Annotated in this window: 16 protein-coding genes and 1 pseudogene; 14 read left to right on the forward strand and 3 right to left on the reverse strand. The window is 66.2% G+C overall.

Translation table 11 applies throughout. The annotated features are described in order from the left end of the window. Positions 1–351 precede the first annotated feature (351 nt). The 9 genes and pseudogenes from RX327_RS15520 to RX327_RS15565 all read left to right on the forward strand — a co-directional run bounded on the left by RX327_RS15520 (position 352) and on the right by RX327_RS15565 (position 10,180). Positions 352–2,019: an amidohydrolase gene (locus RX327_RS15520; protein ID WP_050386927.1), complete on the forward strand. Its 1,668-nt coding sequence runs from the start codon at positions 352–354 to the stop codon at positions 2,017–2,019. Beyond that, positions 2,019–3,101: a CobW family GTP-binding protein gene (locus RX327_RS15525; protein ID WP_050386926.1), complete on the forward strand. Its 1,083-nt coding sequence runs from the start codon at positions 2,019–2,021 to the stop codon at positions 3,099–3,101. Before RX327_RS15520 ends, RX327_RS15525 begins: the two co-directional genes overlap by 1 nt. A gap of 42 nt (positions 3,102–3,143) precedes the next feature. Next, complete coding sequence (locus tag RX327_RS15530) at positions 3,144–4,457, forward strand: ABC transporter substrate-binding protein (protein ID WP_028331398.1); 1,314 nt, start codon at positions 3,144–3,146, stop codon at positions 4,455–4,457. A 1-nt stretch (position 4,458) separates the two neighbouring features. Next, positions 4,459–5,190 carry an ABC transporter ATP-binding protein gene (locus tag RX327_RS15535; protein ID WP_050386925.1) on the forward strand — a complete coding sequence of 244 codons (732 nt, stop codon included), beginning with the start codon at positions 4,459–4,461 and terminating at the stop codon, positions 5,188–5,190. Beyond that, a pseudogene (locus RX327_RS39265) lies at positions 5,177–5,876 on the forward strand (ABC transporter ATP-binding protein). The gene RX327_RS15535 and the pseudogene RX327_RS39265 overlap by 14 nt, the downstream one beginning before the upstream one ends. A 17-nt stretch (positions 5,877–5,893) precedes the next feature. Next, entirely contained in the window at positions 5,894–6,760 is an 867-nt protein-coding gene (locus tag RX327_RS15550) for a branched-chain amino acid ABC transporter permease (protein WP_050386924.1), read from the forward strand. A gap of 26 nt (positions 6,761–6,786) precedes the next feature. After that, positions 6,787–7,785: a branched-chain amino acid ABC transporter permease gene (locus RX327_RS15555; RefSeq protein WP_244482541.1), complete on the forward strand. Its 999-nt coding sequence runs from the start codon at positions 6,787–6,789 to the stop codon at positions 7,783–7,785. A 68-nt stretch (positions 7,786–7,853) separates the two neighbouring features. Further along, positions 7,854–9,866, forward strand: a complete 2,013-nt coding sequence (locus RX327_RS15560; RefSeq protein ID WP_082190772.1) for a hypothetical protein — start codon at positions 7,854–7,856, stop codon at positions 9,864–9,866. Next, complete coding sequence (locus RX327_RS15565) at positions 9,863–10,180, forward strand: hypothetical protein (RefSeq protein WP_050386921.1); 318 nt, start codon at positions 9,863–9,865, stop codon at positions 10,178–10,180. The genes RX327_RS15560 and RX327_RS15565 overlap by 4 nt, the downstream gene beginning before the upstream one ends. Here RX327_RS15565 and RX327_RS15570 read toward each other — a convergent pair. The 3 genes from RX327_RS15570 to RX327_RS15580 all read right to left on the reverse strand — a co-directional run bounded on the left by RX327_RS15570 (position 10,166) and on the right by RX327_RS15580 (position 13,555). Next, positions 10,166–11,518 (reverse strand): aminotransferase class III-fold pyridoxal phosphate-dependent enzyme, encoded by a 1,353-nt coding sequence (locus RX327_RS15570; RefSeq protein WP_050386920.1) that lies wholly within the window; start codon positions 11,516–11,518, stop codon positions 10,166–10,168. The genes RX327_RS15565 and RX327_RS15570 overlap by 15 nt on opposite strands. Before the next feature lie 112 nt (positions 11,519–11,630). Beyond that, the gene (locus RX327_RS15575) at positions 11,631–12,296 is read right to left on the reverse strand and encodes an HAD family hydrolase (RefSeq protein WP_050386919.1); all 666 of its coding nucleotides are present in this window, start codon (positions 12,294–12,296) and stop codon (positions 11,631–11,633) included. Next, positions 12,293–13,555 carry a Tm-1-like ATP-binding domain-containing protein gene (locus tag RX327_RS15580; protein WP_050386918.1) on the reverse strand — a complete coding sequence of 421 codons (1,263 nt, stop codon included), beginning with the start codon at positions 13,553–13,555 and terminating at the stop codon, positions 12,293–12,295. The genes RX327_RS15575 and RX327_RS15580 overlap by 4 nt, the downstream gene beginning before the upstream one ends. Positions 13,556–13,772: 217 nt before the next feature. Between RX327_RS15580 and RX327_RS15585 the strand changes: the two genes are divergently transcribed. From RX327_RS15585 to RX327_RS15605, 5 genes are all read left to right on the forward strand, one after another. Next, on the forward strand, positions 13,773–15,257 hold the full coding sequence (locus RX327_RS15585; protein WP_050386917.1) for an aldehyde dehydrogenase: 1,485 nt from the start codon (positions 13,773–13,775) through the stop codon (positions 15,255–15,257). Beyond that, a complete protein-coding gene (locus RX327_RS15590) occupies positions 15,254–16,642 on the forward strand; it encodes a transaminase (RefSeq protein ID WP_050386916.1) in 1,389 nt (462 codons plus the stop codon). Before RX327_RS15585 ends, RX327_RS15590 begins: the two co-directional genes overlap by 4 nt. After that, entirely contained in the window at positions 16,642–17,439 is a 798-nt protein-coding gene (locus RX327_RS15595; protein ID WP_050386915.1) for an SDR family oxidoreductase, read from the forward strand. The genes RX327_RS15590 and RX327_RS15595 overlap by 1 nt, the downstream gene beginning before the upstream one ends. A gap of 53 nt (positions 17,440–17,492) precedes the next feature. Continuing rightward, the gene (locus RX327_RS15600) at positions 17,493–18,263 is read left to right on the forward strand and encodes an SDR family NAD(P)-dependent oxidoreductase (RefSeq protein WP_038377076.1); all 771 of its coding nucleotides are present in this window, start codon (positions 17,493–17,495) and stop codon (positions 18,261–18,263) included. Positions 18,264–18,360: 97 nt separating this feature from the next. Then, positions 18,361–18,624 (forward strand): hypothetical protein, encoded by a 264-nt coding sequence (locus tag RX327_RS15605; protein WP_028331384.1) that lies wholly within the window; start codon positions 18,361–18,363, stop codon positions 18,622–18,624. Positions 18,625–18,656 lie beyond the last annotated feature (32 nt).

Below are 18,656 nucleotides of genomic sequence, written 5' to 3' on the forward strand. Positions count from 1 at the left end.
CCGCCCCTCCCTCTCCCGCTTGCGGGGGAGGGCGGGGGCGGGGGCTGTCTCCGCGAGTCACATTGCGGAGAGAGTCTCCACCCGTCGCGCTGCGCGCGCCGACCTCTCCCGCAAGCGGGAGAGGTGAAGCGGAGCCTGCTGCTCAATTCGAAAAAAGTGATGTCGCTCTATGCCGTGCCGCCGCCCGTATCGCCGCAGGCGGCGGAGCATCCACCGGACGGTGGATTGTTCCAAATGCCGACATGCCGAACGTTTGGCCATCATGCCGGCGTCGCGCGCGGTTCGGCCTTGTGCACCGCACGGTGAGAGGCTGATCGCTCCAGGCTTTCCCAATCGAGAAGTTTGATCCGTATGAACAGGACATTCGCCGACACGGTCTTCCGCAACGGCCGGATCTACACGTCGAACCGCGGGCAGCCCTGGGCGACATGCGCGGCCGTCAAGGCCGGCCGGTTCATCGCTGTCGGCGAGGAACGCGACGTCGCGGCGCTCATCGGCGAGGGGACGGCGACCGTCGATCTCGGCGGACGCATGGCGATGCCGGGGATCGTCGACATCCACAATCACATCATGATGGGCGGACAGGCCGATCTCTACGAGCTGCGCTTCTCCAACGCCGACAGCATTCCGAGGATCGCCGAGACCCTGCACAAGGCCGCGTCAGCGGCTGCGCCGGGCGCCTGGATCGTCGGCGGGCAGTTCGGCAACAATCTGTTGAACGAGATGAACAACGCGGAGTCCTGCGCGCTGCTGGACGCAGCCTGCCTCGGTCATCCCGTCGTATTGCGCGACGACACCTATCACAATCGCTGGGCGAGCTCGGCGGCGCTGCGGCTGGCCGGCGTTGCGGCCGACACGGCTGATCCGACCGACGGCGAGATCGGCCGCGACCTCAAGTCCGGAACGCTCACCGGGATCATGATCGAGGCTGCCTCCGGCCTGGTCGAGCGGGCGCTCGCGGCCTCCGGTCACTACACGGCCGAGATGGACCGCGCGGCGGTGGCGCGCTCGATCTCGGTGCTGAATGCCTATGGCGTCACCGCCTTCATCGACGCCGCCAGCATGCAGCCGATCATGGCGGCGCTGAAGGGGCTCGACGACCGCGGCGAGCTCACCGCTTGGGCGGTCTGCGCGATGCCGGTGGTCGAGCCGGGCTTCATGTTCGGCAAGGCCGGCGAGGAGCTGTTTGCGTTGCGCGAGGATTACCGCGGCGCCCATGTGAAGCCCGACTATGTGAAGGTGTTCCTCGACGGCGTGCCGGGCGCCAAGACCGCGGCCTTCCACGAGCCCTATGTAACCGATCCCGTGCGCGGCTGCTGCTTCCGCGGCGCCACCATGCTGACCGTGCCGGACCTGATCCGCTGGCTCGGGCGCTGCGAGAAGCTCGGCCTTGCCGCGAAGATCCATTGTGCGGGCGATGCCGCGGTGACGCAGGCGCTCGACGCCATTGATGTCGTGCGCAGCTTCAACGGCCCGACCCATCTGATCCATCAGATCGCGCATGCGAGCTATATCGCACCCGACGATATCAAGCGCTTCGCAGAGCTTGGTGTCGCCGCCGATCTGTCGCCGATCATCTGGTATCCGACCATCTTCCTCGAGGCGCACAAGGCCGCGATGGGCGAGGAGCGCGCGCAGCGCTTCTGGCCCAACAGGGATCTGAAAGAGGCCGGCGCACTGATGGCCGGCGGCTCGGACTGGCCGGTGATCCCGATCCCCGATCCCTGGCAGGGCATCGAGGGCATGGTGACGCGGCAGAATCCGACCGGGGATTTTCCCGGCAAGTCGCTGTGGGCGGAGCAGGCGCTCGACCTCAAAACCGTGATCGACATCTACACCATCGATGCCGCGCGCGCGGCCGGCCTCGGCCAGTCGATCGGCTCGATCGAGGTGGGCAAATCCGCCGATTTGATCGTGCTCGACCAGATGATCTTCGACATCCCGCCGGATCAACTGGCCGATACGCGGGTCGAGATGACCTTCTTCGAGGGCTGCAAGGTCTACGAGCGGGGCGCGTGATGGCAACGGCGGATCAGATCCCGGTCACGGTGCTGACCGGCTTCCTCGGCAGCGGCAAGACCACGGTGCTGAACCATTTGCTGCGCCAGCCCGAGCTTGGCGGCGTCGTCGCCATCATCAACGAGTTCGGCGAGGTGGCGCTGGATCATCTGCTGGTCGAGAGCAGCGAGGACCGCCTGGCGCTGCTCGACAATGGCTGCATCTGCTGCTCGGTGCGCGAGGACCTGATCGAGACGTTGGCCGACCTTGCGTCGCGATGTGCTGACGGCACGATCCCGCCGTTCCACCGGGTGCTGGTCGAGACCACCGGGCTCGCCGATCCCGTGCCCGTGCTGCACACACTAATGACGGCGCCTGATGTCCTCAGTCGCTACCGGATCGACGGCGTGGTCGCGACCGTCGATGCGGTTAATGGTGCGCACACCCTTGCGGCCCATGGCGAGGCCGTCAGGCAGATCGCCGTCGCCGACCGGTTGCTGGTGACCAAGATCGACCTTGCCGCCGAGGACGCACTGGCGCGGCTTGATGCGCAGCTTGTGGCGATCAATCCGGTCGCGACGCGCACGAAAGTGCAGAACGGGATCGTCGATCCGGCGAAGGTCCTCGATGCCGGGCTGTTCGATCCGGCGGCGCGCTCCGCCGATGTCGTGCGCTGGTTCGATCTGGCATCGCAGGCGGCCAACTCGCCACACGGGGATCATCACTGCGAAGGCGAGGCGTGCGGCCACCACAGCCATCACGCGCACGATGCCGGCGTGTCATCCTACAGCCTGGTCATCGACGAGCCGATCCAGCGCGAGGCACTCGCGCGCTGGCTCGACTATGTCGCGGCGCTCAGAGGCGAGGACCTGCTGCGCTTCAAGGCGATCGTGCACGTCGCCGAGCAGCCCGATGCGCCCATCGTAGTGCATGGCGTGCAGCACGTGTTCCATCCGCCGATCACGCTTGCCGGTTGGCCGTCGGCGGACCGGCGCTCGCGGCTCGTCTTCATCGTGCGCGGCATCCCGCGCCGGATCATCGAAAACACCTTGTGCAAATTCGCCGCGGTGAGCCGTGCGGCGATCCAGCGATCGGCTGCGTGAGCCGCGGTCAGGCATCTTCATTGGTTGTGGAGGGAGAGGGACATGACTGAGACAAAGAGCAATACGGCGTCAGGCCGGCTCGACCGGCGTACGCTGCTGAAAGTGGCCGGTGCCGCCGGTCTCGCATCGGCGATGAACGTGCCACTGGTCAATGTCGCGCGGGCCGCCGGCAACACCATCAAGATCGGCTGGGTCGGCTGCCTCTCCGGCGTCCGCGCGCAGTTCGCCGAGCCCGATCCCTGGATCCATGAGCGCATCAAGGCGCGGCTGAAGGATGGTCTGAAGATCGGCGGCAAGACCTATCAGGTCGAGCTGGTGTTCAAAGACAATCAATCCGATCCGAATCGATCGTCGGTGATCGCGAGCGAGCTGGTGCTGCGTGAAAAGTGCGACCTGATCCTGATCGAGGACGGCGACGCCCAGCCGCCGGTGCAGGAGCTCGCCGACGCCCGCGGCATTCCCACCATCTCGACCATGGTGCCGTGGCAGGGCTGGATGTTCCCGCGCAAGTCGGCGCCGGACAAGGGTTTTCCCTACAGCTACCACTTCTTCTGGGGCGCCGACGACGTCGCGAAGAATTTCTTGGGCATGTGGCAGTCGGTGGAGACCAACAAGAAGGTCGGCACGCTCTACATCGATAACCCGCCGGGCCAGGCATTCTCCGATCCGAAGCTCGGCCTGCCGGCAGGCATCTCGGCGGCCGGCTATCAGGAATTCTCGGCCGGCAAATTCCAGATCGCGACCGACGACTTCACCAACCAGATCGCGCTGTTCAAGAACAACGGCGTCGACATCGTCTCCGGCTTCACCTTCAGCAATCACTGGGTGACGCTGTGGAATCAGGCGGCGCAGGCCGGTTTCAAGCCGCAGATCTGCACGGTGGCGGCGGCCTTCCTGTTCCCGGCCGCGGTGAATGCGCTCGGCGATCGCGGCGACGGCATGTCGACCGAGGTGTGGTGGACGCCGGCTTATCCATTCAAGTCCTCGCTGACCGGGCAGAGCGCCGCCGAACTCGCCGCGGAGTGGGAAAAGACCACCGGCAAGCAGTGGACGCAGCCGATCGGCTACGCCCATGCGCTGTGGGAGGTCGGGCTCGCGGCGTTGCAGAACAGCGATCCCAAGGACAAGAACTCATTGCGCGATGCGATCGCCGGTCTCGACATGGAGACCGTGGTCGGCCGGGTCAAGTTCAAGGACAGCCCGATCAAGAACGTCGCGGTGACCTCGCTGTCCGGCGGGCAATGGCGCAAGGCCAAGGGCGGCAAGTCGAAATACGAGCTCCTGATCGTGCACAACGGAACGGCGCCGTTCATCCCGAAGCAGGCCGATCTCCAGCTGCTCTCCAAGCTGGCCTGAGATGGCACCGCTTCTGCGCGTCAGCGGGCTGGCCAAGCGCTTCGGCGAGATCGTGGTCGCCGACAATGTCAGCTTCGAGCTGGCGCGCGGCGAGTGCCTCGGCGTGATCGGCCCGAACGGCGCCGGCAAGAGTTCGTTGCTGAACCTGATCGTCGGCCTGCTCACGGCCGACGGCGGCTCGATCATGCTCGACGACAGGGAGATATCAGCCCTGCCGCCGCATCGCCGGGCGCGGATGGGGCTCGGGCGGGCGTTCCAGATCCCGCAGCCGTTCCCGCATCTGTCGGTCTACGAGAACGCGCTGGTCGCGGCATCCTATGGCGCGGGCTTCACCGGCGAGGCGGCATCGAGCTGGACCATGGAGGTGTTGCAGCGCGCCGGGCTCGACGCCAAGGCGGACAGGCTCGCCGGCGCCTTGCCGCTGATCGACCGCAAGCGGCTGGAATTCGCCAAGGCGCTGGCCTCGAAGCCGAAGCTGATCCTGCTCGACGAGATCGCCGCCGGGCTGACCGAGCCCGAGGTCGAGCGCCTCGTTGCCATCATCCAGTCGGTGAAGGCCGACCATGCCACGATCTGGATCGAGCACATCCCGCACGCGCTGCGCGCGGTGTCGGATCGCATTCTGGTGCTCGACTTCGGCCGCAAGGTGCTGGAGGGACCGCCGGCCGAGGTCATGGACAGCGCGGTGGTGCGCGAGATCTACATGGGATTGAAGGCCGATGGCATTGCTTGATGTGAACGGCCTGCAGATCTTCTACGGCGATCTGCAAGCCGTGTTCGACATGAACTTCACCGTCGCGGACGGTGAAGCGGTGGCGCTGGTCGGCGCCAATGGCGCCGGCAAGTCGACGTTTCTGAAGGCGCTGGTCGGTCTCAACGAGGAGCGTCGCGGCGCGGTGCAGTTCGACGGCATCGATATCTCGCAGATGCCGGCCGAAGAGGTGTCGCGGCTCGGCCTCATCATGGTGCCCGAGGGCCGCCTGCTGTTCGAACTCGTTGACGATCGAGGAGAACCTCTTGATGGGCAGCGTCAACCGGCGCAAAGGCAGCTGGACCCTGCGGCGGGTATTCGACCTGTTTCCGATCCTCGAGGAGCGGCGGCGGATGTTTCCCGGCCAACTCTCCGGCGGCCAGCAGCAGATGGCGGCGATCGGCCGCGCGCTGATGTCGAACCCGCGGCTCCTGTTGTGCGACGAGATCTCGCTCGGGCTCGCCCCCGTCGTGGTCGAGCAAATTTACCGCTCCTTTGCCGACATCCGCCGCGAGGGCACCGCCGTCGTGCTGGTCGAGCAGGACGTCAAGCGCGCGCTCGCGACCTCGGAGCGGATCTATTGCCTGTTGAAGGGGCGGGTGTCGCTGACCGGCCCGGCGCAAGGCTTGCAGCCGGAGCAGCTGACGCACGCCTATTTCGGTAACTAGCCAGGATTGGCAACGACATGATCTGGGTTGAGACATTGATCAACGGGGCCCTGCTTGGCGGGCTCTATGGGCTGCTCGGCATCGGGCTCGCGCTGGTGTTCGGTGTGATGCGCGTCGTCAACATCGCGCATGGCGAGTTCATGGTGCTGAGCGCGTTCTGCGCCGTGCTGCTGGCCAACCTGTTTCCGCAGGCGTCGCCGCTGTTGATGCTGATCCCGGTGATTGCGCTGTCCTTTGCGGTCGGATGGCTCTATCAGGCCGCCATCGTCAACCGCGTCGTGACCTCGCCCGATCCGCTCTCGCCGCTGCTTTTGACCTTCGGCGTGTCGGTGATCCTGCGCAACGTGATGGTCGAGGTGTTCGGCGCCGACGTGCGCAGCCTCCAGGTTGGCGAGCTCTCTCGCGCCAGCCTCGAGGTCGCCGGGCTGAACATCGGCATCATGCCGCTGCTCACCCTGGTGCTCGCCGCATTGCTGTTCATGGCGCTGCAACTCGTGCTGCGTCATACCGAGTTCGGCCGGATCGTGCGCGCCACGGCTGACCGCCGGGACATCGTCCGGCTGTCCGGGGTCAAGCCCGACCGGGTCTATAATTACGTCATGGGCCTGTCGCTCGCGCTCGGCGCGATCGGCGGCGTGCTGCTTGCGGTGCGCTCGAGCTTCACGCCGTTCTCGGGTGCCGAGCGGCTGTTGATCGCGTTCGAGGTCGTGGTGCTCGGCGGGCTCGGCTCGTTCTGGGGCGCGCTGCTCGGCGGTATCGCGCTCGGCATGGCGCAATTGATCGGGCTGAAAATCGATCCGAATGCCGGGCTGCTCTATGCGCACCACCTGTTCTTCATCATGCTGCTGATCCGCCCGTCGGGTCTCGTGTCGAGCAGGGTGTGATTCCGATGCCGACACGGACCATTCTTGTGGCCTCTGCCATCTTGCTCGTCGCGGCAATTGCCGGCGCGCCCTTGGTGCTGAACGAGGGTTTTCTGCGGCTCGCGACCGAGTGCCTGCTCTTGCTGACGATGGCGCAGATGTGGAACCTGCTGGCGGGCTATGCCGGGCTTGTGTCACTCGGCCACCAGGTCTTCATCGCCTTCGGCGCCTATGCGCTGTTCCTGACCTCGGGCTGGCTCGAGGTCACGCCGATCTGGGTGCTGCCGGTCGCGCCGCTGGTGGCGGGCGCCGTTGCGGCGATCATCGCCTTTCCGCTGTTTCGTTTGCGCGACGCCTATTTCTCGATCGCGATGTGGGTGTTCGCCGAGATCATCGGCGCGTTCACGATGAAGTCGCAGGCCGTCGGCGGCACGTCGGGCGTGCCGCTCGCGACCAGCAGGCTGATCGATTTCGACTGGTTCGAGCCGACGATGTTCTGGCTCGCCGGCGGCCTGACGCTGGTGACCATCGCGGCGCTGTACAGGATGATGACCTCGAGCTTCGGGCTCGGGCTGATGAGCGTGCGCGACAATGACCTTGCGGCGATGAGCGTCGGCGTCGACGTCCGGCTTAATCGTTTTGTCGCCTTCGTGCTCTCGGCGGCGGGATGCGGGTTTGCCGGCGCGCTCAACTTCATGGGCAATCTGTTCATCGCGCCGCTGGCGGCCTTCGACGTCAACTGGTCCGTGTACATGATGTTCATCGTGATCATCGGCGGTATCGGAACGCTGGAAGGCCCGATCCTCGGCGTCATCATCTTCTTCGGCCTGCGCGAGCTGATGACCGGACCGCTCGGCCTGTCCGGCGGCTGGTATCTGGTCGGGCTCGGCATCATCGCCGTCGTGGTGATGATTGTGGCGCCGCGCGGCCTCTGGCCGGCCTTGCGCGATCGCATCGGCGTGCGGCTGCTCGATGTACACCGCGCCGCACCACGCCCGGCCGCGGCCGCGATCCTGCCGGCGGCGTCGGAACAGGTTACCGGATGAAGAAGCGGGCCTTCACGTCGCCACCGTTGCTTGTATTCTGACAGTTCTGGCTTTGAGTGGAGGGCGGAATGGCTCTGATATCCCGGCACGGCGTGTGGGCAGTGGCCGGTCTGATGGTCGCGACATTGGCGGCGCCGCTGCCGGCGAAGGCCGAGCGGCGGATGTGGCCGCAGGCGGCCGCAACGCACCCGATGGACGGGCTCACCACCGACGAAATCCGCTCGGTCTCCGATATCCTGCGCGGCGCCGGCAAGCTCGACGATTCGGCGCGGGTCGTCTCGATGTCGGTCGAGGAGGATCCCAAGGACGAGGTGCGGGCGTGGAAGCCCGGACAGCCCTTCACGCGCCGGGCCAGCGCGACGCTGCTGAGCGGCGGGCATCTCTACGAGGCCCATGTCGATCTCGCCGCGCGCAGCCTGCTCGGCTGGCAGGAAGTCAGGGATCATGAGGCTGCGCTGACCATCGACGAGCTGATCTCCGCCGGCGATCTGCCGAAGCAGGACCCGCGCTGGATCGCCGCGATGGCCAAGCGCGGCATCACCGATTTCCGCAACGTGCTGTGCCTGCCGCTGACCGTGGGTCCAGTGACCGATCCGGCGTTGAAAGGCCGCCGCCTGCTCAACGTTCCCTGTGTCGACACCGCGGGCGCCGCCAACAATCTCTGGGGCAAGCCGATCGAGAACCTGTTCGCCCAGGTCGATCTCAAGAGCAAAACGGTGCTGTCGGTGACCGATCTCGGCGTGGTGCCGCCACCGCCGCAGACGCCCTCGCACGCCTATGCCGACTCCGGAACATATCGCAAGCCACCGAAGCCGATCGAAATCGCAGCGCCTGAAGGCAGCAACGTGAAGGTGGAGGGCGGCCAGGTCCGCTGGGACAACTGGTCATTCCATGTCCGTCTCGAGCCGCGCGTCGGCGCCGTGCTGTCGCTGATTCGCTACGATGACCACGGCACGCTCCGCGACATCGCCTATCAGATATCGGCGAGCGAGATGTTCGTGCCCTACATGGACCCGGCGCCGACCTGGTCGTTCCGCGCCTATATGGACATCGGCGAGTACGGCTTTGGCGTGCTTTCCAGCGAATTGCAGCGCGGCGTGGATTGTCCCGAAGGCGCGCATTATCTCGACCTGACGATCTCGGATACCAAGGGTGCGCCGGTCGTTTCCAAAGGCGCGGTCTGCATCTTCGAGCGCCCGACCGGCGATCCGATCTGGCGCCACAGCGAGCTGATCAACAACACCGCCGAGGTGCGGCCGAACAACGAGCTGGTGGTGCGGATGGCGCCGGTGGTCGGCAATTACGACTATCTGGTGGACTACGTGTTCGACCGTGCCGGCAATATCGATGTGCGGCTCGGCGCCTACGGCATCGATGCGACCAAGGGCGTCGCGAGCAAGACATTGAGCGACCCGACGGCTGCGCAGGACACCGCCTTTGGGACGCTGGTCGAGGAACGGCTGCTCGCGGTCAATCACGATCACTACATGACGTTCCGGATCGACATGGACGTCGACGGCACCTCGAACCGGCTGGTCGAGGATCGCTTCAATGTCCGCCGGCTGGAGCAGGGCCAGCGCAAGAGCCTCTGGCAGGTCGACACCAGGCCGGTTGCGACCGAAGGTCCGATCACCATGCCGCTGAACGCGGCGCAGTTCAGGATCGAGAGCACGGGCAAGACCAACGGCCGCGGCTATCGCACGAGCTATCAGCTGATGCCCGGTCACTCCGACGTCTCGCTGCTCGCCAAGGACGATCCGATCCAGCTGCGCGCCGGTTTCAGCGCCTACACGCTGTGGACCTCGGCCTACGCCAAGGACGAGCGCTACGCCGCGGGCATGTATCCGAACGGAAACCCCGAGGTCGACGGCCTGCCGAAATGGACGGCGGCGAAGCGGCCCATCGAGGACCGCGACCTCGTGCTGTGGTACACAGTCGGCTTCCGCCACGTGCCGCGCGCTGAGGATTGGCCGGTCATGCCGGGCCTGTGGCATGGCTTCCGGCTGCGTCCGTTCAACTTCTTCGATCGCAATCCCGCGCTCGACGTGCCGCCGATGGTGAATGCCAGGGAGACGAAATGAGAGGCCGCGTGCATTGCATCGGAGCGGTGGCCGGCGCGCTGCTAGCGCTATTGGCGGCAGGGCCGGTTGCTGCCGGCGCGGTGGCCGAGAGCAGCGTTGACGACGCGTCCTTGCTCTATCTGAGCAGCAACGATTGGGAGCGCCAATCCGAGACGCGCAAGGTCGCGCTGGCGGCCGACTTCATGCGCATCTTCTGCACCGATCAGACGATGTCGGCCATATCGCTGGCCGATTGCCTCGACCGCGACAAGGCTAATGGCGCCCTGTTCGAGCGCGCCATGGCTTGCGTCAGTGCGCTGTCAACCGGCCGCTGAGAGGCCGGCGTCGATTCCTTCGGCGATCCGTCTCACATCCGCTGCCGTGAGGATCAGGGGCGGGGACAGGATCAGATTGTTGCCGGAGACGCGCAGCATCACGCCGGCCTCGTAGGCGGCATCGGCAACCTTCGCCATCGTCTTCTTGTCGGCGGCCTTCTTGCTGTCGCGATCAGCGACCAGCTCGAGTGCGGCCATCAAACCCTTGCCCCTGACGTCGCCGACCAGCGCATGCTTTGCCTTGAGCGCCGCAAGCGCCCGCGCAAGGTCCTCGCCGCGCGCGTGGGCATTCTCGTCGAGCTTGAGGCGGCGAGTCTCGGCGAGCGCCGCAAGGCCCGCGGCGCAGCCGACCGGATGGCCGGAATAGGTGTAGCCATGGCCGATCGAGCCGAACGCGGTCGTGTCGGCCTCGAAGGCTTCCGTGACCTGCTCGCCGATCAGCGTCGCGCCGAGCGGGAAATAGCCCGAGGTGATCGCCTTGGCCATCGTCATCATGTCGGGCTTTACGCCCCAGAGCCGCGAACCCGACCATGCGCCGGTGCGCCCGAAACCGGTGACGACCTCGTCCGCGATCATCAGGATGCCGTGACCGTCGCAGATCTCGCGCGCCAGCTTCATGAAGCTGTCCGGCGGCACGATCACGCCGCCGGCCCCTAACACCGGCTCCATGATGAAGGCCGCGATGGTGTCGGCGCCCTGGAATGCGATCTCCTCCTCCATCGCCGCTGCGCATAGCTGCGCGAGTTTTGCTGCATCGGTCTCGTTGAAGGGATTGCGGTAGGTCGACGGCGCGGGGATATGGAACACGCCGGGCAGCATCGGCTCGTAGTTGCGGCGGAAATTGGCGTTGCCGTTGACGGAGGCGCCACCGAAATGGGTGCCGTGATAGCCCTTCTTCAGCGCCAGGAACTTGGTGCGGTCGGCCTGGCCCTTGATCTTCCAGTATTGCCGCGCGAGCCGCAGCGCGGTCTCGACCGAGTCCGAGCCGCCCGAGGTGAAGAAAGCGCGCACCATGCCTTCCGGCTTGAACCATTCGGTGAGCTCGTAGGCGAGCTCGATCGAGGGGCCGGATGAGGTACCGCGAAAGCCCGAATAGTACGGCAGCGCGCTGAGCTGGTCCGCGATCGCCTGCTTGATCGGATCGCAGCTGTAGCCGAGATTGACATTCCACAATCCGCCGACCGCATCGATTACGGTCTTGCCGTCGATATCGGTGACTTCGACGCCTTCGCCCTTCATCACGATCCGCGGCGGCTGCGCTCGCATCTCGGCAGGATGGGCCATCGGGTGCCAGATCGGCTTGGCGTTGTTCTCAACCAGGAAGTTTCTGTCGCGCATGGTCGCCCTCTGTCCGGCTGGAGCCTGTTCCGTTTCGATGGAATCGGAACGGGGCTCCAGATTCTGGTTTTGACGCGTTTTCGAACCGGTACCCGCTTCGCTCGAAAACGCTTTAGTCGAATCGCAGCCCGAAATGCCGCAGCGCCTCGCCGTAGGACGCGGCAGGATTGCGCACATCGAACAGCACCGTGCGCATGTTGCACGCGGCGGCGCCTGCGATGTTGCGGCGCTGGTCGTCGACGAAGACGCAATTGTCTGCCTCCAGCACCAGTTCGTCCAGCACGCTTTGATAGGCGCGGGGGTCGGGCTTCAGGATCCCGGTATGCGTGGCATCGACGATGGTGTCGAAGCGCTTGAGGATGGAGAGACGGCTGCGGAAATCGGCGCCGTAGAACAGGTCGAGCTCGTTCGACAGGATGGCGAGGCGGAACCCGGCATCGGCGGCGAGGGTGATCGCGCGCGCTGCCTCGGGGCGGATCACGGTGTCGGGATCGGCGCCACGCGCGCGTTTCACGAAGGTCTCCATGTCGCGCCAGTCCTCGCCGACCAGGCGCCCGACCTCGCGGCTGCGGGTCAGCCAGTAGTCGCGCTCAGAAATTTCGCCACGCTGCATGGAAGTCCAGAGCGGATCGCTGTCGGGCGCGAACGGTCCGAGCCATTTCAGTGTGCATGGGGCGAGTCCGAGCGTGCGCTCGGTCAGGTCGTGGGTCTCGAACAATGTCTTCGAGATCACCCCGCCGAAGTCGAGCACCAGCGCCTGGGCACGCGGCCTCCTCATGCGGCAACCGTGGTGCGGCCGCGAGGGACAATGCCGGCAGCGACCCATCGGTCGAAGATGCCGAGCACTGTTTCGTTGAATGCGGCGCTGTTGATGTGATCCTTGATCTCGTGCAGCTCGACCGGCGCCCTGATCGCCGACCGCATGGCTTCGACGAAGGCGGCGAGGGCGTCAGGATCGTGCAAGGTTTCGCCTTCGCGATCCCATTGCTGGATGCCGCCGGTGGGCAGCACGAAGGCAACGGGAGCGTTGGCCTGGGACAGTTTCTCGGCGATCGCGCGTGCGATCCGTTGGCGATCAGTGGATCCCGACGTTGCCGACGCAAGCAGCCGGTTATGCGCGTGGAACGGGCGATCCGACAGCTCGTTCGGAACCCCAAGCCATGCCGGGAAATCCACCATGTCGATCGCCCCGGGCGCGACGATCTGTGGAATGCCGGCTCTTCCTGCGTTCTCAAGCCTGTCAGCGCCGGAATTGACCACCGAGCCGGTGAGCTGGTTGGCGACCTCCTGCAAGCTGAGGTCCAGCACCGCGGCGAAGCCACCTTGCGCGGCGATCGATTCCATCGCGCGGCCGCCCATGCCGGTGGTGTGGAAGACGACGACCTCGTAGCCGCGCCGTTCGAGCTGCGGCTTGAGCTCGACCATGTAGTGCAGGCAGCTCTTGCCGAGCGAGGTGATCGCAACGACCGGCCGGTCCTTGCGCGGCCTGATTGCGCTTCTGGCGGCGCCGACGATCGCGCCGCAGGCTTGCGACAGCACGGCGGTGCAGGTGCCGTTGAGGCCGTAGAGACCGCCGGCCCACAGGATCATCATCAGATCGGCGGCGACGCGCTCGGGCGGGATCAGATGCGAGAAGGCGACGGTCGAGACGATCAGCTTCGGCAGGCCGAGCGGCAGCGCCTGCGCGACGTCGAGCGCAAGGTCGGTGCCCATCGTGCCGCCGATCGCGATCGCGCCGTCGATGGCATCGCGCTCCGCGAGCGCGCGCGCCAGATTGGCGGCGCCAACCGCCATCAGTGACATCGCGGAATTCTCGTCGCCGCTCGATGCGATCGCCTCGATCGTGGTTTGTGCGGCCGCCGCCACCGCGTGCTTGTCATGTGCGGGCCGGTACGGCGGATCGCCGAGCACGCTGATGTCCATCATGATGGTTCGGCCACCGGCGCGCGCGATGCACTCGCTCATGAACAGCAGTTCGTCGGCCTTGGTGTCTCCCGTTCCGATCAGGAGAATGCGGGGCTGCGTCATCTCAGGCATGACCTTGGGCTCACCGGCAGGCGTAAGGGATGGTGACAACCGGTTTGCATAACGCAGGCGGAGCGCTCGGCCATCGTGCGATCACGCTATGGGGACGCGCCTTGCCGTGACATCCACCTATCGGTTGATTGCTGCCAAGGCCTTGATTTGGCGAGGATTGCGCCGTGCCAGCGGTCTCGCTCGGAAGCCGCTTTTGTCATTGTCACAATTATCTCGCATGCAGCAAGCCCAGATCGATCGACTACGCGCGGCCGTCATTCCGGCCCAGCAGCTCTTCATCGGCGGCCGGCCGGCGCCGGCGATCAGCGAGGCGCGGCTTGATGTCGTGTCGCCGATCGACGGCCAGGTATTAACCAGCATCGCTGACGGCGACGTGGCCGATGTCGACGCCGCAGTGAGACACGCGCGGCAGGCCTTCGAGCAGGGCAGCTGGTCACGCGCGGCGCCGGCGCAGCGCAAGAAGGTGTTGCTGCGGTTCGCCGATCTCATCGAGCGGCACGCGCTCGAGATTGCGGTGCTCGGCGTGCGCGACAATGGCACCGAGATTAGCATGGCCTATAAGGCCGAGCCGCTCTCGGTCGCCGGCACCATCCGTTACTACGCCGAGGCGATCGACAAGGTCTATGGCGAGATCGCCCCGACCTCAGGTGATGTGCTCGGGCTCGTGCATCGCGAGCCGCTTGGTGTCGTCGGCGTGATCGTGCCGTGGAATTTCCCGCTGATGATCGGAGCGTGGAAGATCGGCCCGGCGCTTGCCGCCGGAAACTCGGTCGTGGTCAAGCCGCCGGAGCTGGCGTCGCTGACGCTGTTGCGACTTGCCGAGCTCGCGACCGAGGCGGGGTTGCCCGACGACGTGCTCAACGTCGTCACCGGCCGCGGCGCATCCGCCGGCGAGGCGCTTGCGCTGCACATGGATGTCGATGTGCTCGCTTTCACTGGCTCGGGCGCGGTGGGCCGGCGTCTCCTGGAATGCTCGGCGCGATCGAACCTGAAGCGCGTCCATCTCGAGCTTGGCGGCAAGTCGCCCAACATCGTGTTCGCCGATGCGCCCGATATCAAGCATGCGGCCAAGGTCTCGGCGAACGGCATCTTCCGAAACTCCGGCCAGGTCTGCGTGGCCGGATCGCGGCTCTTGGTGCAGTCCGCGATCTATGATCGCTTCATGGCCGAACTGCGCGACGCAACCGCCAAGCTCCGCGTCGGTGATCCCCTCGAACTGACCTCGGATATCGGCGCCATCGCGAGCAAGCCGCAGTTGCGCAAGAACCTGGATGCCGTTGCCCATGCGGAAGCGCAGGGCGCGAAGCGGCTGATCGGCGGCGAGCAGATCCGCGTCGAGAGCGGCGGCAACTTCATGGCGCCTACGATCCTCACCGACGTGACGCCGTCGATGCAGGTCTGGCGCGAGGAAGTGTTCGGCCCGGTGCTGGCAGTGACGCGGTTCGAGGGCGAGGAAGATGCCACAGCGCTCGCCAATGCGACCCCCTATGGACTTGCGTCGGCGGTGTGGACCGCAAGTCTGTCGACGGCGCATCGCATGGTGCGCGCCATCAAGGCCGGCGTCGTGCACGTCAACGCCTATGGCGGCGCCGACATCACGGTGCCGCTCGGCGGCTTCAAGCAATCAGGCTTCGGACGCGACAAGTCGCTGCACGCGCTCGACGCCTATACCGACCTCAAGACCGCCTGGATCGCGCTATGACATCTTTGGCTGCCGAACGCGCCGGCGTTCTGAACCGATTGCTCGATGCCGAGCAGGAGCGCTTTCGCGCGCTGCATCCGCGCTCAGCCGCGGCCTGGCAGGAGGGAACGGAGCACTACCTTTACGGCGGCCCGTCGCACTGGATGCGGCGCTGGGCCGGCGGCTTCCCGGTTTATGCCGAGGAGGCGCAGGGCGCGCATATCAGGGACATCGACGGACGCGACTACATCGATTTCTGCCTTGGCGACACCGGCGGCATGTGCGGCCACGCGCCCGAGGCGGTCACTGAGGCGGCGCTCGCTCAGCTCAAGCGTGGCGCGACCATGATGCTGCCGACGGAAGACAGTATCTGGGTCGGCGCCGAACTGTCGCGACGCTTCGGCCCGAAATACTGGACGCTGACGACGTCGGCGACCGACGCCAACCGTGCCGCGATCCGCATCTCGCGCATGATCACCGGCCGGCGCAAGGTGCTGGTGTTCTCCGGCTGCTACCATGGCGGCGTCGAGGAGGCGCATGTCGAGATCCGCGACGGCCGGGTCGGCCTGCGCAACATGATCCATCCGAACGGCATCGATCATGATGCGGTGAGCAGGGTCGTCGAGTTCAACGATGTCGCGGGCCTCGAGGCGGCGCTTGCGCATGGCGACGTCGCCTGCGTGCTGACCGAGCCGCTGATGACGAATTTCGGCATGATCCCGGTCGATCCTGGTTTTCACCAGGCGTTGCGAGAGCTGACCCGCCGCGCCGGCACCGTCCTCATCATCGACGAGACCCACACGCTGTCCTGCGGACCGGGCGGCTACATGAAGAGCCATGGGCTCGAGCCCGACATTTTCGTTGCGGGCAAGGCGATCGCGGGCGGCATCCCCGCCGGCGTGTTCGGGCTCAGCCAGGAGATCGCGGAGCGGCTCTGGAAGATCGTCCCCCACGTCAATCCGCGGGAACGGCAGTCGGCGCATCTCGGATTCGGCGGAACACTTGCCGGCAACGCGCTGACGGTCGCGACCATGCGCGCGGTGCTGGAGAAGGTGCTGACCTCTGCGAACTACGAGCGGATGATCGGAACCGCGACCTGGCTCGCGCAGGAAGCGCGCCGCCTGATCGCGGCGGCCGGTCTGCCCTGGCACGTCACGCAGATCGGCGCGCGCGCTGAGATCATGTTCATGCCGCAGCCGCCACGCAGCGGCGCCGACGTCATTGCTGGCCGGCAACCCGATCTCGAGACCTTGCTGCATGCGTTCTACATCAACGAGGGCCTTCTGGTGACCCCGTTCCACACCATGCTGCTGATGTGTCCGGCGACGTCCGCGCGCGACGTCGACACGCACACGGGGGTGTTGGCGCAGTTCATCGACTTGCTGCGCGGCGCGGGAGCGATCTGATGCAGGCGCCTCCGTTCAATCTTGGCGGCCGCATCGCGATCGTCACCGGCGGGGGCAGGGGGATCGGCGCCGCCATCGTGAGAAGGTTCGCCCAGGCGGGCGCGACCGTGGTGATCGCCAACCGGACTCTTGATGTGGCCGAGGCATTGGCGCGCGAACTCGTGGCCGATGGACGGGCGGCGCATTGCTTTCCGTTCGACCGGCTCGATCGCGGCAGCTTGCGGGCGATGATTGACAGTGTCGCCGCCAAATACGGCCGGCTCGATATCGTCGTGCACAATGCCGGCGGTTGCCCGTGGTCATCGCTTGAGGAGCTCGATGAAGCGAAGCTCGAGGATACGCTGGCGCTGAACCTCAACGCCAGCATCTGGCTCGCGCAGGCCGCAATTCCGCACATGCGTGCCGTCAGGTTCGGGCGCATCCTCGTGACATCCTCGGTCTCAGCGCGCGTCGCGATGGGCGGCGGCGCGCATTACTCGGCGGCGAAAGCCGGCGTCAACGCATTCATCCGCGGCGCCGCCTTCGAGCTCGCGCGCGACGGCATCACGGTCAACGGCGTCGAGGCCGGCTTCATCGAAAAGCCAGGCCGCGGCACCATGAGCGCGCCGGAGAACAAGGCGAAGCTCGAGCGTTTTATCCCGATGGGGCAAATGGGCAGCGCAGACGACATCGCCTGCGCGATGCTCTATCTCGCCTCCGCCGAGGCCAAATATGTCACCGGGCAGACCATCGTCGTCGACGGCGGCTCGACGCTGCCGGAGACCGGATTTGCCGTCGAACGGCAGTGGGGAGTCTAGATGCGCATGATCTTCTCGGAAAACCGGGATCCACTTTTCCGGATCATGCCCTGATGCCGCGGCTCGACGGAAAGACGGCGCTGGTGACCGGCGCGGCCACGGGGATCGGTCGGGCGACGGCGGCGCTGCTGGCGTTGAGCGGCGCGCGCGTCGTGCTGTTCGGCCTCGGGGACGCCGAGCTGCAGGCCGCAGCAGTGAAGTGCGGCGGGCAGGCAATCCATGGTGACGTCACCCGGCCGGACGACATCGCAAAGGCCGTCACCGCCTGCGGAGCGTGGCTCGACATCGTGGTCAACGCCGCCGGCCTGATCGTGCCGGATCAGCCGGCCAGCGTCTCCGACGAGGTGTGGGCCAAAACGCTTGACGTCAACCTCACGGGGACGATGCGTGTCTGTCGCGCGTCCCTGCCGCTGCTCCGGCAGCGCGGCGGCGCGATCGTGAACGTCGCCTCGGTTGCGGCGTTCAATGCCAGCCCGGACAGCGCAAGCTACGCCGCCAGCAAGGCGGCCGTCGTCGCCTATACGCGCTCGCTGGCCTACGCGCACGGCGCCGACGGCATCCGCTCCAATGCGGTGGCACCGGGCTGGGTGCGCACGCCGATGAGCGCCCAAGAAATGCAGCTGCTCGCGGGCCAAAACGGCACCACCGTCGATGCCGAGATTCGCGGCGTCGAACGACGCATTGCCCTGGGACGGATGGCCGAGCCCGCCGAGATCGCCGCGTGCTGCCTGTTCCTGGCCTCCGACGAGGCGTCCTTCGTGACGGGTGCAGTGCTGGTCGCCGATGGCGGCGGCCGCGCGCCGACGCAGAATCGCGCGGTGTAGACGGCCGGTTGGCGTTGGGGGCAGGCGGCCCCCACCTTGATAACGACCGGCGGATTTGGCACTCTCGCGCGGTCACGTCATTCGATCGAGGGGCGTTATGAACAAGTCATTTTCTGTGATCATTGCCGCGGCCGCTTCAATCGTCGTTCTGTCTTCGACGGCGGCGCGATGCGGCGACTACTATCCGTTTGGCGATCCGCCGTACCGGCTGGACTACGTGCAAGAGCCCCAGATCGCATCGGGCTGCTGGAAATGGAATTGGCAGCTGTACCAGTGGCAGGACTACTGCCCGGTCTACGTCAATCCGAAGGCGTATATGTTCTCGCGCTCGTCGCGCGTCGTGCTCCGCACCAAGGGGTGAGGAGAGTTCGGCTGCTTGAGGTGCTCTGCGTC

Origin of the sequence: Bradyrhizobium sp. BEA-2-5, assembly GCF_032918025.1 — a bacterium.
Classification (GTDB): domain Bacteria; phylum Pseudomonadota; class Alphaproteobacteria; order Rhizobiales; family Xanthobacteraceae; genus Bradyrhizobium; species Bradyrhizobium pachyrhizi.

What these genes read in the sequence shown, in the direction of transcription:
- RX327_RS15520 (WP_050386927.1), top strand. Translation starts at nt 352, where the DNA reads ATGAACAGGACATTCGCCGACACGGTCTTCCGCAACGGCCGGATCTAC.
- RX327_RS15525 (WP_050386926.1), top strand. Translation starts at nt 2,019, where the DNA reads ATGGCAACGGCGGATCAGATCCCGGTCACGGTGCTGACCGGCTTCCTC.
- RX327_RS15530 (WP_028331398.1), top strand. Translation starts at nt 3,144, where the DNA reads ATGACTGAGACAAAGAGCAATACGGCGTCAGGCCGGCTCGACCGGCGT.
- RX327_RS15535 (WP_050386925.1), top strand. Translation starts at nt 4,459, where the DNA reads ATGGCACCGCTTCTGCGCGTCAGCGGGCTGGCCAAGCGCTTCGGCGAG.
- RX327_RS15550 (WP_050386924.1), top strand. Translation starts at nt 5,894, where the DNA reads ATGATCTGGGTTGAGACATTGATCAACGGGGCCCTGCTTGGCGGGCTC.
- RX327_RS15560 (WP_082190772.1), top strand. Translation starts at nt 7,854, where the DNA reads ATGGCTCTGATATCCCGGCACGGCGTGTGGGCAGTGGCCGGTCTGATG.
- RX327_RS15565 (WP_050386921.1), top strand. Translation starts at nt 9,863, where the DNA reads ATGAGAGGCCGCGTGCATTGCATCGGAGCGGTGGCCGGCGCGCTGCTA.
- RX327_RS15570 (WP_050386920.1), bottom strand. Translation starts at nt 11,518, where the DNA reads ATGCGCGACAGAAACTTCCTGGTTGAGAACAACGCCAAGCCGATCTGG.
- RX327_RS15575 (WP_050386919.1), bottom strand. Translation starts at nt 12,296, where the DNA reads ATGAGGAGGCCGCGTGCCCAGGCGCTGGTGCTCGACTTCGGCGGGGTG.
- RX327_RS15580 (WP_050386918.1), bottom strand. Translation starts at nt 13,555, where the DNA reads ATGCCTGAGATGACGCAGCCCCGCATTCTCCTGATCGGAACGGGAGAC.
- RX327_RS15585 (WP_050386917.1), top strand. Translation starts at nt 13,773, where the DNA reads ATGCAGCAAGCCCAGATCGATCGACTACGCGCGGCCGTCATTCCGGCC.
- RX327_RS15590 (WP_050386916.1), top strand. Translation starts at nt 15,254, where the DNA reads ATGACATCTTTGGCTGCCGAACGCGCCGGCGTTCTGAACCGATTGCTC.
- RX327_RS15595 (WP_050386915.1), top strand. Translation starts at nt 16,642, where the DNA reads ATGCAGGCGCCTCCGTTCAATCTTGGCGGCCGCATCGCGATCGTCACC.
- RX327_RS15600 (WP_038377076.1), top strand. Translation starts at nt 17,493, where the DNA reads ATGCCGCGGCTCGACGGAAAGACGGCGCTGGTGACCGGCGCGGCCACG.
- RX327_RS15605 (WP_028331384.1), top strand. Translation starts at nt 18,361, where the DNA reads ATGAACAAGTCATTTTCTGTGATCATTGCCGCGGCCGCTTCAATCGTC.